This is a genomic window from Olivibacter sitiensis DSM 17696 (assembly GCF_000427965.1).
Taxonomy (GTDB): domain Bacteria; phylum Bacteroidota; class Bacteroidia; order Sphingobacteriales; family Sphingobacteriaceae; genus Olivibacter; species Olivibacter sitiensis.
The window spans coordinates 14,392-29,472 of record NZ_ATZA01000035.1 but is presented as its reverse complement, the minus strand read 5'-3'; the positions used below and the strand labels follow the sequence as shown (position 1 = coordinate 29,472).

12 protein-coding genes are annotated in these 15,081 nt (G+C 46.8%); 6 read left to right on the top strand and 6 right to left on the bottom strand.

The window, feature by feature from the left end; translation table 11 throughout:
• Window positions 1–2 precede the first annotated feature (2 nt).
• Entirely contained in the window at window positions 3–1,166 is a 1,164-nt protein-coding gene (locus A37S_RS0116515) for an aldo/keto reductase (RefSeq protein ID WP_084163944.1), read from the bottom strand.
• 657 nt (window positions 1,167–1,823) lie between these two features.
• Between A37S_RS0116515 and A37S_RS0116505 the strand changes: the two genes are divergently transcribed.
• The 3 genes from A37S_RS0116505 to A37S_RS0116495 all read left to right on the top strand — a co-directional run bounded on the left by A37S_RS0116505 (window position 1,824) and on the right by A37S_RS0116495 (window position 4,496).
• Window positions 1,824–2,594 carry a sensor histidine kinase gene (locus A37S_RS0116505; protein WP_245586408.1) on the top strand — a complete coding sequence of 257 codons (771 nt, stop codon included), beginning with the start codon at window positions 1,824–1,826 and terminating at the stop codon, window positions 2,592–2,594.
• A gap of 7 nt (window positions 2,595–2,601) precedes the next feature.
• Window positions 2,602–3,354 (top strand): LytR/AlgR family response regulator transcription factor, encoded by a 753-nt coding sequence (locus A37S_RS0116500; RefSeq protein WP_028297946.1) that lies wholly within the window; start codon window positions 2,602–2,604, stop codon window positions 3,352–3,354.
• A gap of 260 nt (window positions 3,355–3,614) precedes the next feature.
• Window positions 3,615–4,496 (top strand): helix-turn-helix domain-containing protein, encoded by an 882-nt coding sequence (locus A37S_RS0116495; RefSeq protein WP_028297945.1) that lies wholly within the window; start codon window positions 3,615–3,617, stop codon window positions 4,494–4,496.
• Window positions 4,497–4,584: 88 nt separating this feature from the next.
• Here A37S_RS0116495 and A37S_RS0116490 read toward each other — a convergent pair whose 3' ends face one another.
• From A37S_RS0116490 to A37S_RS0116470, 5 genes are all read right to left on the bottom strand, one after another.
• A complete protein-coding gene (locus A37S_RS0116490; RefSeq protein ID WP_028297944.1) occupies window positions 4,585–5,037 on the bottom strand; it encodes a nuclear transport factor 2 family protein in 453 nt (150 codons plus the stop codon).
• A 71-nt stretch (window positions 5,038–5,108) separates the two neighbouring features.
• Entirely contained in the window at window positions 5,109–7,343 is a 2,235-nt protein-coding gene (locus A37S_RS0116485) for a xanthine dehydrogenase family protein molybdopterin-binding subunit (protein ID WP_028297943.1), read from the bottom strand.
• Between the two features lie 33 nt (window positions 7,344–7,376).
• On the bottom strand, window positions 7,377–8,033 hold the full coding sequence (locus A37S_RS0116480; protein ID WP_028297942.1) for a hypothetical protein: 657 nt from the start codon (window positions 8,031–8,033) through the stop codon (window positions 7,377–7,379).
• A 26-nt stretch (window positions 8,034–8,059) separates the two neighbouring features.
• Window positions 8,060–8,530: a (2Fe-2S)-binding protein gene (locus tag A37S_RS0116475; protein WP_028297941.1), complete on the bottom strand. Its 471-nt coding sequence runs from the start codon at window positions 8,528–8,530 to the stop codon at window positions 8,060–8,062.
• A 61-nt stretch (window positions 8,531–8,591) separates the two neighbouring features.
• A complete protein-coding gene (locus A37S_RS0116470; protein ID WP_028297940.1) occupies window positions 8,592–10,850 on the bottom strand; it encodes a xanthine dehydrogenase family protein molybdopterin-binding subunit in 2,259 nt (752 codons plus the stop codon).
• A 326-nt stretch (window positions 10,851–11,176) separates the two neighbouring features.
• Here A37S_RS0116470 and A37S_RS0116465 point away from each other — a divergent pair, with 326 nt between their 5' ends.
• The 3 genes from A37S_RS0116465 to A37S_RS0116455 are packed head-to-tail and all read left to right on the top strand — an operon-like array spanning window position 11,177 to window position 15,062.
• Entirely contained in the window at window positions 11,177–12,310 is a 1,134-nt protein-coding gene (locus A37S_RS0116465) for an XdhC family protein (RefSeq protein WP_028297939.1), read from the top strand.
• Complete coding sequence (moaA, locus tag A37S_RS0116460; RefSeq protein ID WP_028297938.1) at window positions 12,307–13,296, top strand: GTP 3',8-cyclase MoaA; 990 nt, start codon at window positions 12,307–12,309, stop codon at window positions 13,294–13,296. Before A37S_RS0116465 ends, moaA begins: the two co-directional genes overlap by 4 nt.
• Window positions 13,293–15,062, top strand: coding sequence for an NTP transferase domain-containing protein (locus tag A37S_RS0116455; RefSeq protein ID WP_084163943.1), 1,770 nt, complete (start codon window positions 13,293–13,295; stop codon window positions 15,060–15,062). The genes moaA and A37S_RS0116455 overlap by 4 nt, the downstream gene beginning before the upstream one ends.
• Window positions 15,063–15,081: the final 19 nt, after the last annotated feature.

Sequence of the window (15,081 nt, the reverse complement as noted above, 5' to 3'; positions counted from 1 at the left end):
ATTTATTTGGTTGTTGGATATCCTGTGGTGTAACGTTCACCTCTTATTTCCACTGCTGACAGATCATCCGTTAACACTTTCAGTTCATCTGCGGTAAATTCGTAATCCGCCGACCACATATTTTCCTGTAAGTGCGCCAGTTTGGTCGTGCCCGGAACAGGAACGATAAATGGCTTTTGTGCCAATAGCCAGGCTAAAGCGACCTGTGCAACAGTTAGACCTCTATGATCACCAAATTCTTTTAGGATATCAATGATCGGCCAGTTGGCGATAATGATTTCGGGCGTATAACGTGGGAGCGATATCCTGTTGTCATTGGTAGGGTTGTACTTTGTCCGTTCGTTGATATAGCCCGAGATAAGGCCCCGGCTTAGCGGACTGTAGGGAACGAAACCTATTCCCAGTTCTTCGCACAGATTTAACACTTCCTTTTCAGGCTGTCGTGTCATGGTGGAATATTCACTCTGCAAAGCGGTTACAGGTTGCACGGCATGAGCCTTGCGGATCAATTCAATTCCATTTTCAGTTTGACTGAAATCCCGTTCACTCATGCCAAAGTGCTTTACCTTGCCTTCCGCTATCAGGTCTTTTACCGTTCCGGCAACATCTTCAATAGGCACATTCGGGTCTATGCGGTGCTGATACAGCAAATCTATATAATCGGTCCTTAAACTTTTGAGTGCATGTTCTACGGCTTTTCTGATACTTTCGGGACGGCTATCAAGTCCTATCTCAGGTTTACCCTCCTTAAAGCCGAATTTCGTGGCAATGAGGATATCCTTACGGATCGGCTCAATTGCCTCTCCGACCAGTTCCTGATTGGTAAAAGGTCCATAGGCTTCCGCTGTATCAAAGAGATTGACACCTAAGTCAGCAGCTCTACGGATTAAAGTTATCATTGCCTGTTTATCGGGAATAAAGCTACGGTGATAGCTCATGCCCATACAGCCCAGACCAAGAGCGGACACTTCCATGCTGTGTGCTCCTGAACCTAAGGTTCTGGTTTTGGGTTTTCCGCTTCCTTTACCGTTTCCACTGTTGTTGTTTTCCTTATCCGCAGCACCGCTGCATCCGGCGGGAATAGCACCCAATGCGGAAGTCGCTAATAGGGCTGTTCCAAAAAACGCTCCTTTTTTTAAGAAGTCCCTGCGATTTTTACTATCCATAACTATATTTTTTAAATGATATAAACCCTTTTTTTAAATATTATTTTCTTTTCCGGGGATTGTTGCAGGAAGTTCCTAAAGCGAGAGCTGTTGCAACAATCCCTATTTGTAAATATTTCTGGCGCTGCCTTTCTTTTTTTAACAATAGGACAAAGTTCGAAAACAAGTTGGGCCTGATCCGTATATAAATTACGGATAATGCTACCATTTTTACTGATTTGCGAAGGAGCGGTGTTCATTTAAGGAACAATTGGTAAATTTGAATGGTAATATTTAACTGAAAAATCATGTGCTTATCGGAACTCATTTTCGTGTTCGTCGTTCATTTTTCGCTTTGCTCGGCTTCAGGTACTTTTTGGGGATATAATAGCGTACTTTTAACACAAAATAGTTTTTATTGAATATGAAAGGTGAAGGCGTAATTTGTTAAGGAAATACAATTGGTGGCAGCTACTGCTGATCAGTGCCGTATCAGCAATTTTTGTTATATACCCTGATATAACCTGGCTGCCCTTTGAATTAAAATGGCTTGACAGCGGAGATAGGACGGGTCATATCCTATTTTTCTTATTCCGTTATATTTTTTTTATCGGACTGATTTTTATCCTGGTCAGGTACAACCTCAATCATCTAAGTACCGCCCCTTTTAAAAAGAGATTGGGGTACAGCGTTCTGATATCGATTGTTGCCTATGCTCTTTACGGAGCCATTTCATTTTTTGTCTTTACCAAGGTAAGGCATTTTGGCAGTCTCGTACTTTTTCAGGTGCTTGTTGTCTCTGTCCTCAGTACGCTCCTGGGGCATATCGTTATGCTCTACACGGAGAAAAGAAAAAAGGAAAAGCAGATTGAGGAATTGACAGTCAAGAATCTACAGAGCCGGTATGATGCGCTGACCAACCAGATCAATCCGCACTTCTTCTTCAATTCGCTCAATGGCCTGACATCGCTCATCCGGAAAAAGGACGATAGGATGACGCTGACCTACGTGGGCAAACTTTCGGATGTTTTCCGGTACATACTGCAGAGCGACAAAAAAGGAATGGTAACCTTGGAGGAAGAGCTGGCCTTTGTGGATGCTTTCCGCTATATGATGGAAGTCCGTTTTGCAAATAAACTGGATTACAACGTTAACGTAGATAGCAGCAAGCTAACGGCCAGACTGCCGGTGCTTTCCATTCTTCCACTTTTGGAAAACGTGGTGGTGCATAACATGATAGACAGCGATCATAAGATGACGATCGATATATATTCCAATGATAGAAATGAGTTGGTTGTTACCAGTCCTATCTATCCTAAACTGGTTGCTCCGGTAACCAACGGAACCGGCCTGAAGAATCTGGAAAGCCGTTTTTTGCTATTGATGAACAAACCTATCCAGGTAGCCGATAATGGAGAAACATTTACCGTTTATTTACCGTTAAAGTGATTATCTTATGAGGGTACTGATTGTAGAAGATGAAACAGCCGCTTATGAAAGCCTACTGGAGATTCTGCGGGAGATCGACCCCACGATACAGGTCCTTGGTAATACGGAAAGTGTCGGTCAGACCGTTAAATGGTTAAAGAAAAACCCTGTCCCTGATCTGATATTGATGGATATCCATCTTTCTGATGGTTCGGCATTTTTGATATTTGACCAGATCGATGTCGAGGTGCCGATTATTTTCACAACGGCTTTCGATGAGTATGCTATCGAAGCATTTAAGGTCAACAGCATCGATTACCTGCTCAAACCTATAAAAAACAGTGATCTTGAGCGGGCACTGCATAAATTCAGTAAATGGTCGCCGGCCGATATCACCGCATATCTGTCGCAGGTCGCAAAACTGACACCCGAAGCACGCTACAGGGACAAGATCCTGGTTCCGGTCAAGGACCAGTTACTGCCTGTCGATCTCGGGCAGGTTTCCTGTTTCTATACAACCGATAGGAACACGCATATCTATCTAAAGGACGGGAATAACCATCCCTTTTCCAGAACATTGGATCAGATATTTTCCTCCTTGAACCCGTCGGATTTTTACCGTGCCAACAAACAATATATCATTGCCCGCAGTGCCGTGAAAAACATAACGATCTGGTTCGACAACCGACTTTTCATTACATTGGACACCGAGACTCCCGAACGGATCTACATCAGTAAAAACAGAGCAGCAGAATTTAAGGAATGGATCGTCAATGGCTAAATCGCCGCGACGACAGCGTTCGCTTTTTCGTCTTTAGACCTAAGTTTTTCGTTTTAATCCGTCAATATAAATAGGCATGGCCTAATTTTCAGAAGTTTGCTTCATAAGATTATAACATTTTATGAGAATAGCAGACATACAGCATAGTGATAATAGCGTGACCTTGTTCCATCTCGCAAGCGGCATTCAGTGCACAGGAATTTATCCGATACAGTTCTTCATGCAAGGGTGTTCTTTGATGTAACAGTGGGGCCTGCACTATGGAAAACACGATCAACGTAAACACAATCCGCGCCTTCAACGATTTCTACAACATTGAAACAAGGCATTCGCTGGTCAGTCTGGTGAAACGGACCCCCTTAGCCTTAGAGTCTGATTGCAGGTTACATCTGGGCCTATACTGCATAGCGCTGTCGTACCATGAAAATCAAAAGGGAGCCCTATCGGTTATTTTCCCGGGACAGGCGACGGAACAAACGATCGAACCGGATATGTCCATGAAACATACATTGGTCTTCCATCCCGATCTGGTACCGGGAACCTCATTGGCAGATACCATCAGGGAATGGAATGCTTACGGTTATGCTACCCATACATCCTTAAACCTGATGCCGGACGAATGCCAGCTGATCTCTGACTGCTTTGGAAGCATTGAACTGGAACTGGAAAACGCTATGGATAAGCACAGTAAAAAGCTCATTGTCTCCCACATAGAACGTCTCCTGAATTATTGCCTGCGATGCTATGACCGCCAAACGGTATCGTATGAAGATAGCTCTAAAGGTATTTTAAAACGGTTTGATCTTTTGCTCAATGATTACCTTTCCTCGGGAAATATCTACGAAATCGGAATTCCGATGGTAGCTTATTTTGCAGACCGGCTACACCGATCACCAAATTATTTTGGAGACCTGATCAAGAAGGAAACGGGAATATCCGCGCAGGAATATATTCATAACAGGATAGTCGAGGAAGCCAAAAATAGGATCAGCGATAAGGATAAGTCCATTAATGAGATCGCTTTTGAGCTGGGCTTTAAATATCCACAACATTTTTCCCGGTTCTTTAAAAAAATGGTCGGACTGAGCCCTAATGAATTCCGGGCTTTAGGCAGGAACGAAAGCGACAAAAAGATAGAATAATAAAAAACAGGGCTGAAAAGCCCTGTTCCCATAATCAACCGTCCCTTCTGAGGGATTAACCTCCGCAAAACGGGTTTCTTTATTTCGGTTAATGCTTAATCTTATGCGTGTCCCGAACACTGCTGAAGGTGAAGACCAACAATTTCCAGCCGTCGTCTTCCTTTTTATAAACTTCCGTCACGGTAAACTCTGTCACCGCAACGTTTTCCCGAACCACGGCATCCAAGGTAATGCGGTTCCAAAGGACGGCGACATCGCCAACAACTTCTACGGCAACGTCGTGCACATCCGCATTTTTGTACCAGATGCTTCCTGTTTTAATAATGTCGAGCTCCTCTTCCTTTTTCCAGGTTCCGCTCATGTGGACAAATTTCGACTTATCGTGAAAAAGTGAAGCCAGTTTGTCCACGTTCTTATCCGCCATCCATTGCCATTTGGCTTTGGAGAGCTCTTTAAGCTCCTGTTCGGTTGAAGAGCTTTGGGCGAAAGACAATTGCATACCCACTATGACGAATAATATCGCGATGATTGATTTTTTCATTGTTTAAATAGTTTTAAATTGAAATTTGCTTAGTTCTCTATCGTTAAAAAATTAAACCATTCTATAACCAGTTATGATGATTTCAGTTCATTGATGAACGGTTGGTTATAAAAGCGCTTTCCGGTAGCGCGATAAAGCGCATTGGCCACGGCGGCAAAAACCGGTGCAAATGGAGGTTCGCCCATGCCGGTTGGAGCTTCTTCATTTTGTACAAAATGAACATCGATCGTTTTGGGAGCTTCGTTCATACGGATCAATTGGTACGTTGTAAAATTGTTCTTTTGAGGCACTCCGTCCTTAAACGGAAGTTCACCGTACAGGGCGTTTCCTACACCGTCTACGATAGCCCCTTCTGCCATATTTATCGCCGCATCCTTGTTGACCACAATGCCGCAGTCAATAGCGGCTACGACTTTTTCTACCTTTGGCATGTCATCTTTCATCACCAGATCAACTATCTCGGCCACGTATGAATTATGGCAAAAATAGGCCGATACGCCACGGTGTACCCCTTGCGGGGTTTCTTTCCAATTGGATTTATCACGTACCAGTTCCAGTACGCCCGCATATCGGGCAGCATCGTAATCATTCCTTTGACCAACGGGGTTCGTCTTTGCCCGCTCCAGCAGTTCCAGACGAAAATCAATAGGGTCTTTGCCCATCTCTGCCGCCAGTTCGTCCAGAAAGGACTGCTCTGCTGCCGCCATAAAATTGGAGCGCGGTGCGCGAAAAGCGCCAACGGTGATATTGGAAGGAATCTGCCACCCCTCGGCAAGGTAGTTGTCTATGGCCCCTGCCGGAAATCGATTTGCATGCAAAGGTGATTCAGGTATTCCACCCGCCTTGACATGAAAAGCCAATAACTGATTGTTTTCGTCCAGCGCTGCCCGATAGGTTGCACTATACGTGGGCCTATAGATCCCAGCCGTCATCTCATCTTCACGAGTGTATACCAGTTTGATGGGAGCCTGTAAATACTGGGAAATCACGGCGGCTTCTATCAGATGATGCCCGTATGCCCGGCGGCCAAATCCGCCTCCCATGCGTGCCAGCCGAATCAGTATCTTTTCCTTTGGCATCCCCAGCCTTTCCGAAAGTGTTCCCGAAATAAACTCAGGGGCCTGTGTAGGCCCATATAGTTCGGCCCTATCAGCCGTCACATGTGCAAAACAATTGACGGGTTCCATGGCATTATGTGCCAAAAAGGGTGCGGTATAGGTACGTTCGAGAATTTTTGCGGCCGCTTGGAAGGCCCTTTCCGGGTCACCGTCCCGTCGGGCAATATTCCCCGGCGTCTTGGTCAATTCCTGCATTTTGGCCCGATGCAATTCGGTGCTTTCCAGTCCAGCAGGAAATGTCGCCTTTCTGCCACCCATGGTAAAGGTGCGTTCGGGTTCCTCTTCCCACTCTACTTTTAACGCTTTTTTTGCCTGTAGTACCTCCCAAGTTGTGTTGCCCACAACGACGGCAAATTTGGTAAAACTGGTCGCATCAAAGAAGTTCTGGTCTATATCTTCAGTCAACGAATCTATCGTAAATATGGACTTGATGCCGGGCATGGTTTTAGCAACGCTGTCATCCATTGACTTAAAGCACAATCCGAAGGCGGGCGGGTGAACGACCATAGCAATCAACATACCTTCGGTCTTATAATCGAGTCCAAATAAGGGCTTTCCGGTCAGTATATTCTTAACTTCTACGTTGCTCCTGGATGAACCTACTATCTTAAAATCATTGACAGCCTTCAGCTTAACCTCTTTGGGGACTGGTATCTTTGCGGCCGCAGACGCAAATTCACCGTAACCGGCTTTCTTTCCCGAAGCCTGATGCAATAAGGTGCCAGATTCTGTACTAATCTCCGAAGCCGGAACATTCCACTCGGCGGCCGCGGCCAGTACCAGCATCTGCCTTGCGGTAGCACCTGCTGTCCTTAAAGGAGACCAAGCTCCGCGAACCGATTGGCTACCTCCTGTAAATTGTCGTCCAAAACGTTCGGGATAGAAATCGGCCTGTTCTACAACCACTTGTTCCCAATCGATGTCCAGCTCTTCGGCCAGGATCATGGGCAGGGAGGTCTTTACGTTCTGTCCAAATTCGGGATTTGGGTTGAACAGGGAGACGATACCGTTTTCACCGATCTTGATATAGCTATTCAACTCGAACCACTCCTCGGGTGTTTCAAGTGCTTTCTTTGCGGCAGCTTTGCTGCCAGCAGGCCAACTGAAATGGAGAACCATCCCTCCTCCAGCGAGCAGGGCAGCTTTCAGGAAGGATCTCCTTCCTGTATTATTTTTAACTTCAGTCATATCTTACCTTCTAAATTCTGCATTTCCAGTCCTTTATTTTTCGGGCGCATAAGCACCGTTTTTTAGCCAGGTAATCCAGGCTTCCTTAAATTCTTTATGGCTCAAGGGAGGCAACGTCCGTCCATCGCCAGGTTCCCAGCCCCAAAGCACTAATGCATCATCTGCGTGGGCGATCAGCGCTTTCATATCTTTATGTCCGTTTTGGGCAGGATCCATGAGCTGTTTTGCCAACTCGCTAGCGCTTTTTCCCTCGAAGACCATTTTCATATCGGCAGGTGGCAGATGCCAGTTTGGATTGCCGGGAGGCGTATGCGGTCCGCGGGTATTTTCACTCTGGTGGCAATTCGCACATTTCATGGTCAGCATCCCCTTTCCCTCTTTGCCCCGCTGTGGCAACATCGCATGCAAGTGGCTATCATCCCCTTGAAGGGGAACATCGCCGGCCGGATGACAGTTGACACACCTCGGGCTAATCAATACGCTATACACTTTGGAAAATGCCTCAACAGATTTAACACTATCCCTCTTCCGTTGATCTGCGAACACCTCCTTATCTTTTGAACCAAATGCTGCTGATTCGGAACGTGCAGATATCGTAACCATTAAAGTCATCAGGATGGCCAAAACGGATAACGCCGCTGTCAATTTATAGCTATGCCTGATTTCTTTTTGTCCAGTTTTACTTTTCATCTCCTAAGTTATTATCTGTGAGCTGTTTATTTTATTTCATTCTGGATTTCGGCCGCTAAATGAATCGCTTTCCTGATTCTCAAGTAAGTACCACATCTGCAGATATTTCCCGTCATGGCAAGATCTATCTCCTCGTCCGTGGGGTTTGGGATTTCCCGGAGCAATACGGCCGCAGACATAATTTGTCCAGACTGACAATATCCACACTGAGGCACGTCTACCTGTTCCCATGCCTGTTGTAAGGGGTGGTCTCCATTCTCCGAAAGGCCTTCTATTGTAACGACTTCCTTTCCAGCGGCACGACTTACTTTCGTCACGCATGACCGTACCGCTTCTCCTTCTAGATGAACGACGCATGCTCCGCAAGAAGCAACGCCACAACCGTATTTGGTGCCAACTAAGTTTAAGTGATCCCGTAAAACCCATAACAAGGGGGTAGATGGGTCAACATCTACTGCATGTTCTTTGCCGTTGATTTTCAATTTTGTTGTTGCCATGATAGTTGTTTAGAATGTTTAGTTAAATCATTATTATTTAATCAGTACCGTTCATATCTCGTCAGCCAGTTGTCAGCCCATTGATAAAGGGTTGGTTGTAAAACCGCGTACCTGTCGCCTTATAAAGTGCATTGGCTACAGCCGCAAATACCGGCGCAAAAGGCGGTTCGCCCATTCCGGTCGGGTCTGTTTCACTTCCTACAAAATGGACATCTATTTCCTTTGGCGCTTCATTGGCCCGGATCATGCGATAACTTGGAAAGTTATTCTTTTGAGGTGCACCATCCTTAAAAGGCATCTCCCCAAACAGGGCGTTCCCAATCCCGTCTACGATGGCCCCTTCGGCCATATTTACCGCCGCATCCTTGTTGACCACAATTCCACAGTCTATAGCGGCCACAACCTTTTCTACCTTTGGCGTGCCATTTTTCATCACCAGATCAACCACCTCTGCCACATACGAGTTGTGGCAAAAATAAGCCGATACCCCCCTATGGATGCCTTGTTTGGTTTCGTTCCAATTGGATTTATCACGGGCCAACCGTAGGACACCGGCATAACGATCCGCCTGGTAATCGTTGTTTTCGCCTACCGGTGCCGTCTTTGCCCGTTCCAAAAGCTCCAGACGAAAATCGATCGGATCTTTTCCCATCTCGGCGGCAAGCTCGTCCAGGAACGACTGCTCGGCACAAGCCATGAAATTCGATCTCGGTGCACGGAAGATCCCGGTTGTGATATTGGACGTGATGCTCCATCCTTCGGCCAGATAATTATCGATGGCTCCTGCGGGGAAACGATGGGGGGCAACGGGCATTTCGGGAATACCTCCGCCTTTAACATGGAAAGCGATCAATTGATTGTTCTCATCAAGGGCCGCGCGATAAGTAGCGCTATATGCCGGACGGTACAAACCTGCGGTCATTTCATCTTCACGGGTATACACCAACTTAACCGGTGCTTTCACCTGTTGGGAAATAACAGCGGCTTCGATAAGATGATGCCCATAGGCACGCAGACCAAAACCTCCTCCCATGCGGGCCAGTTTAATGTGTATCTTATCCTTTGGAAGGCCCAAGCGTTGGGACAATGTAGCATTTATATATTCCGGTGCCTGAAGCGGGCCGTAGAGTTCCGCTTTTTCGGCCGTCACGTGTGCAAAGCAGTTGACCGGCTCCATGGTATTATGCGCAAGGAAAGGTGCCGTGTAGGTGCGCTCTATTATTTTGGAGGCCTTTTTAAAGGCACCTTCCGGATCACCGTCGCGGCGGAGGATCTGACCGGGCTTTTTGGTAAATTCCGCCATTTTAGCCAGGTGATCATCTGTACTCTCCAGTCCGGGGGGAAAGGTTGCTTTAATGATTTCGGAGCCCTGCATCCAGGAGGCGGATCTCCTGAACACCCGTTCGGGTTCTTCCTCCCACGCTATCTTCAGTGCCTTTTTTGCCTGCATGACTTCCCAGGTGCTATTGCCGACCACTACGGCCATCTTGGTAAAACTGGTGGCATCAAAGAAGTTCTGGTCTATATCACCTGTTAGCGTATCAATGGTAAATATTGATTGTATGCCGGGCATGGTTATGGCTGCGCTATCATCAATGGATTTCAGTTGCATGCCGAATGCAGGTGGATGCACGATCATGGCGGTGAGCATTCCTTCGGTCTTGTAGTCAAGGCTAAAGAGCGGTTTACCGTTAACGATATTCTTGACATCTACGTTTTTCTTGGATGTGCCGATGATCTTGAAGTCGGAAACTTTTTTCAGCTCCACTTCTTCCGGGATAGGGATCTGGGAGGCAGCAGATGCCATCTCTCCATAAGATGCCTGTTTACCGGAGGCCTTGTGCAACAGTATGCCGGGCTCGGTCGTTATCTCTGTAGCCGGAACATTCCAGTGTTTGGCCGCCGCCAATATCAACATCTGTCGGGCCGTAGCGCCCACCGTCCGGAGCGGTGTCCAGTTTGACCGGATAGCCTGGCTTCCCCCTGTAAACTGGTTTTTGAAACGGTCTGGAAGAAAATCCGCCTGTTCCACCACGACGTTATCCCAATCCACATCCAATTCCTCCGCCAGTATCATCGGCATGGAAGTCTTCACGTTCTGGCCAAATTCCGGATTGGGGCTGCTCAAGGATATCACGCCGTTTTCGCCGATCTTGATGTAGCTGTTCAGCTCAAACCACTCTTCGGGCATTTCAAGAGCTTTTCTTCCGGAAGGTTTACAACCCGCCATCCAGCTAAAGCTCAGTACCATTCCTCCACCCGCCAGCAAAGCGGCTCTCAAAAAGGATCTTCTGTTCAGTGTTGTTTTTACAAGTGTCATGGCTTTTCTCTATTTCAAAAAATGGATCATCAATTTCCTTATCTTATCGATCGGTATGAAATCAAGAATCTATAATGCAGGAAATTTATAACCGTGTTAGTCCTCTTCTCACAACGTGCACTTTACAAAAATGTCATAAAAAAAACAATTATCAAGTATATAAATTACTGATTTAACTACCAATATTACTGATGGAGCTATTAATAACGAGTGAATCTCTTAATTTTGGATTTTCAGGTAAAGTTTTTAAGGCCCTTTTATAAAGGAATTTTGACCATCTTTAAGTTTTTAAAAAGAACTGCTTTTAGGAAAACGACAGATCATTCATGAAAGAAATAAACGACATCATTCGGGCTTACGAAACGGCGCTGGCAAACAACCAACGCATGGCTCTTGCCACAGTTGTCAAGGTGGAAGGTTCCTCCTACAGGCAACCCGGAGCGAGAATGCTGGTCACCGAAGACGGTAGGCTGACGGGGGCGATAAGTGGTGGCTGTCTGGAAGGCGATGCCTTGCGGAAAGCACTATTGGCCATCCATCAGCAAAAGAACAGGTTGGTCACATACGATACCTCCGGCGAAGACGGTTCTGAATTTGGGGTACAGTTAGGGTGCAACGGTATCGTCCATATCCTTTTTGAACCTATCGATATCCTTAACCGGAACAATTCCGTAGCACTTTTGGAAAGATTGCAGCAGAACAGACAAGATGCTGTCCTTGTTACGTTGTTTTCTACAGAACAGAGAAATGAACAGATCGGAACCGTCTTGTTGGCAAATAATCCCGATGACCATTTTACGGCACCTTCCAATATTGACCTGTCCCCACTCACAGCCGACATCCGTTTGGCGAAGAACAGCAGGCAATCGTTCTTAAAAGAGGTTTTTTTGCAAGGCATCCCGATGGAAGCCCTGATCGAATATAGGCCACCTTCGGTACATCTCGTCATTGCAGGTGCAGGAAATGATGCCAAGCCATTGGTGGAGGCGGCTGCTCTCGTAGGTTGGGAAACGACTGTTGTGGACGGGCGCGCAACGCATGCCACTGCGCAACGCTTCCCCAAAGCGGATCAGGTTATATTAACTACACCCGAGCGGGTACAGGAACAGATTGACGTCGACCCGTTAACCGTTTTCGTGCTCATGACGCACAATTACCATTACGACCTGTCGCTGTTGAAAACCCTCATTGCTACGCCCACGCCCTACATCGGTGTGCTGGGTCCAAAAACCAAAATGGAACGGATGTTCAATGACCTGGACGGATCGGGTGCGCGCGTGGATGAAATGCAACGGGAAAGGATATTCGGGCCGATGGGTCTGGATATCGGCGCAGAAACTTCCGAAGAGATCGCCATATCGATCGTATCGGAAATTAAAGCCATTTTGAGCGGAAGAAAAGGAAGTTCCCTTAAACTGCTGACAACAAAAATACACGACGATATTCCAACCATACGATGAGGGAAAGGATCATAGATAACTTCGGACGCGTCCATAACTACCTGCGGATATCCCTCACGGATAACTGTAATCTGCGGTGCTTTTATTGCATGCCGGAGGAAGAATATGCCTTTACACCACATACCAAACTGATGCAGGTGGAGGAAATCGGGCCATTGGCAAAACTCTTTGTGGACCATGGTGTCACGAAGATCCGCCTGACAGGCGGGGAACCGCTCGTGCGAAAAGATGCCCCCGAAATCATCCGCACCCTCTCCAGGCTTCCGGTCGAATTGACCATGACCACCAATGGCATACGCATCGATGACATGCTGCCCCAGATCGTGGATGCGGGCTTTAGCAGTATCAACATCAGTTTGGACACCCTTCAACCGGATAAGTTCTTCCGCATCACGCGCAGGGATTATTTTGACCGGGTGCGCCGGAATATTGACCTGCTGCTGGAAAAACAGGTGCAGACTAAACTCAACGTGGTCGTCATGAAAGGGCTGAACGATGATGAAATCTTGGATTTTGTAGAACTGACCAGGTTATATCCCATTGAAGTACGCTTCATAGAATTCATGCCCTTTAGCGGGAACCGATGGTCAAGTAATCAGGTGCTTACCTTGAACGAAATATTGGAACGGATTGGCTCCGCCTATGACATTGAGCCTATTCCGCCCAAACCCAACGACACATCCAAACCCTTTGCCATAGCTGGCCATATGGGTAAAATAGCTGTCATCAGTACCATGACCGCTCCCTTCTGCGAAAGCTGTAACCGCATGCGCTTAACGGCAGATGGAAAATTAAAGAACTGCCTCTTTTCAAAAGAGGAAACGGATCTGCTCTCGGCATTGCGGAACGGGGAGGATGTCCTTCCCTTGATACAGCAGAGCATACGCTCCAAAGCGGAATCTTTGGGCGGACAGTTAACAAAAGATTTTAAAGATATAGAAACCGATTCCTTAAAGAACCGGAGCATGATAACCATTGGCGGATGATAAAAAAGACAGGCATAATCATACTGGCGGCCGGAAACTCCTCCCGGCTCGGAGCACCTAAACAGCTTCTTGCTTTTGAAGGCAAGAGTTTGCTGAGACGCATAACGGATGAAGCGTCACTTAATCCTGACCATCAGGTGCTTGTTGTGCTGGGTGCCTCCCATGAGACCATCCAAGATGAACTGACAGGAGCAAAAGTGGAAATGGTCATTAACCCCGATTGGGAGGATGGTATGTCCGGATCGATAAAAACTGGACTGAAATCTTTGCTGCAGGCAAACCCTGATCTGGAACAGTGCATCATAACCGTCTGTGACCAGCCCTTTATAAATGCCAATGTCTTTCATGAACTTAAAGTGCTGGCGAAGGAGACCGAAAAGGGAATCATAACGACAGGCTTTGCCGGAACCTGGGGTGTTCCCGTTCTGTTCTCGAAACGGTATTTCGCTGAACTGCGTTCCCTCGACGGTCAGGAGGGGGCGAAAAAAATCATCAAAAAATACCTGGAGGATATGGCAATCTTCCCTTTTGCGCAGGCCCGGTTTGACATCGATACCAAAGAAGACTATTATGGCTTGAAACAGACGATGGTGAGCGTGGACGAGGCAAAAGAAATCATTGACTTCTATTTGCCAAAACCCAAAAAAAGCACTGGTGTACCGATACAGGATGCGTTGGGCTATACTTTAGCCTCCAATGTCATAGCAAAGTATGCGATTCCGAATTTTGCACAATCGTCTATGGACGGCTATGCCATACGCTATGAGGAACGTGAGCAGGAACTCAGGGTAGCAGATAAGATACCGGCAGGTTCAACCACCCAGAAAACACTGTCACCTGGTGAGGCCATGCGGATATTTACCGGTGCCCCGCTACCCATAGGAGCAGACACCGTGGTCATGCAGGAAAAGGTAGACGTGACCGATAATAACGGAATCAGGATAAAAGATAACGAACTCCATCAGGGAGATAACGTGCGCCCAAAAGGATCGGAAGTGGATAAGGACACATTGGCCATACAGAACGGAACCTTACTGACTCCTGCTGCCATAGGTTATCTGGCAGGAATCGGTTGTACCCATGTGGATATTTACGCCGTTCCACGGGTTGCCATTCTCCTTACGGGTGATGAATTGAAACCTTTGGGTGAACCGCTTGGTTTTGGGGAGGTCTACGAATCCAATTCCTATCAGTTAGGTGGTGCTTTGACCCAGTTAGGCATTATTGCCAAAGAGATTTTCCATGTTCCAGACGATATGCAGCAGCTAAAAGTGACGATGGAAAGAGCGTTGGAAAATGCGGATGTCCTGCTATTGGTAGGCGGCGTGAGTGTGGGTGAATATGATTTTGTCACTACAGCAGCAAAGGAATGTGGCATAGAGCAACGTTTTCACCGTATCCGTCAGAAACCGGGAAAACCGCTGTTCTTCGGAACGAAACAGGAAAAACTGGTCTTTGGCCTTCCGGGAAATCCTTCGTCGGCATTGACCTGTTTCTACCTGTATGTTGCCCCCGCTTTGGAGAAGCTGATGCAGGTACCACGCCGGATAAAGAAGATCAAGGCGCCGATCAGCCATGATTACCGCAAAAAGGCGGGGCTTACCCACTTTTTAAAAGGGAGTTATGACGGAGAAAAATTGATACCGTTGCATGCCCAGGAATCCTATCGGTTGCAGTCATTTGCACAGGCAAACTGCCTGATAATTATACCGGAAGATGATGAAGTGATTACAGCAGGAACGAATATGGAAGCTTATTTACTGTAAAACCCTTTTAATATTATAC

Excerpts from the sequence above, each read along its gene's own strand:
- A37S_RS0116515 (WP_084163944.1), bottom strand. The coding sequence starts at position 1,166 with ATGGATAGTAAAAATCGCAGGGACTTCTTAAAAAAAGGAGCGTTTTTT.
- A37S_RS0116500 (WP_028297946.1), top strand. The coding sequence starts at position 2,602 with ATGAGGGTACTGATTGTAGAAGATGAAACAGCCGCTTATGAAAGCCTA.
- A37S_RS0116495 (WP_028297945.1), top strand. The coding sequence starts at position 3,615 with ATGGAAAACACGATCAACGTAAACACAATCCGCGCCTTCAACGATTTC.
- A37S_RS0116490 (WP_028297944.1), bottom strand. The coding sequence starts at position 5,037 with ATGAAAAAATCAATCATCGCGATATTATTCGTCATAGTGGGTATGCAA.
- A37S_RS0116485 (WP_028297943.1), bottom strand. The coding sequence starts at position 7,343 with ATGACTGAAGTTAAAAATAATACAGGAAGGAGATCCTTCCTGAAAGCT.
- A37S_RS0116480 (WP_028297942.1), bottom strand. The coding sequence starts at position 8,033 with ATGAAAAGTAAAACTGGACAAAAAGAAATCAGGCATAGCTATAAATTG.
- A37S_RS0116475 (WP_028297941.1), bottom strand. The coding sequence starts at position 8,530 with ATGGCAACAACAAAATTGAAAATCAACGGCAAAGAACATGCAGTAGAT.
- A37S_RS0116470 (WP_028297940.1), bottom strand. The coding sequence starts at position 10,850 with ATGACACTTGTAAAAACAACACTGAACAGAAGATCCTTTTTGAGAGCC.
- A37S_RS0116465 (WP_028297939.1), top strand. The coding sequence starts at position 11,177 with ATGAAAGAAATAAACGACATCATTCGGGCTTACGAAACGGCGCTGGCA.
- moaA (WP_028297938.1), top strand. The coding sequence starts at position 12,307 with ATGAGGGAAAGGATCATAGATAACTTCGGACGCGTCCATAACTACCTG.
- A37S_RS0116455 (WP_084163943.1), top strand. The coding sequence starts at position 13,293 with ATGATAAAAAAGACAGGCATAATCATACTGGCGGCCGGAAACTCCTCC.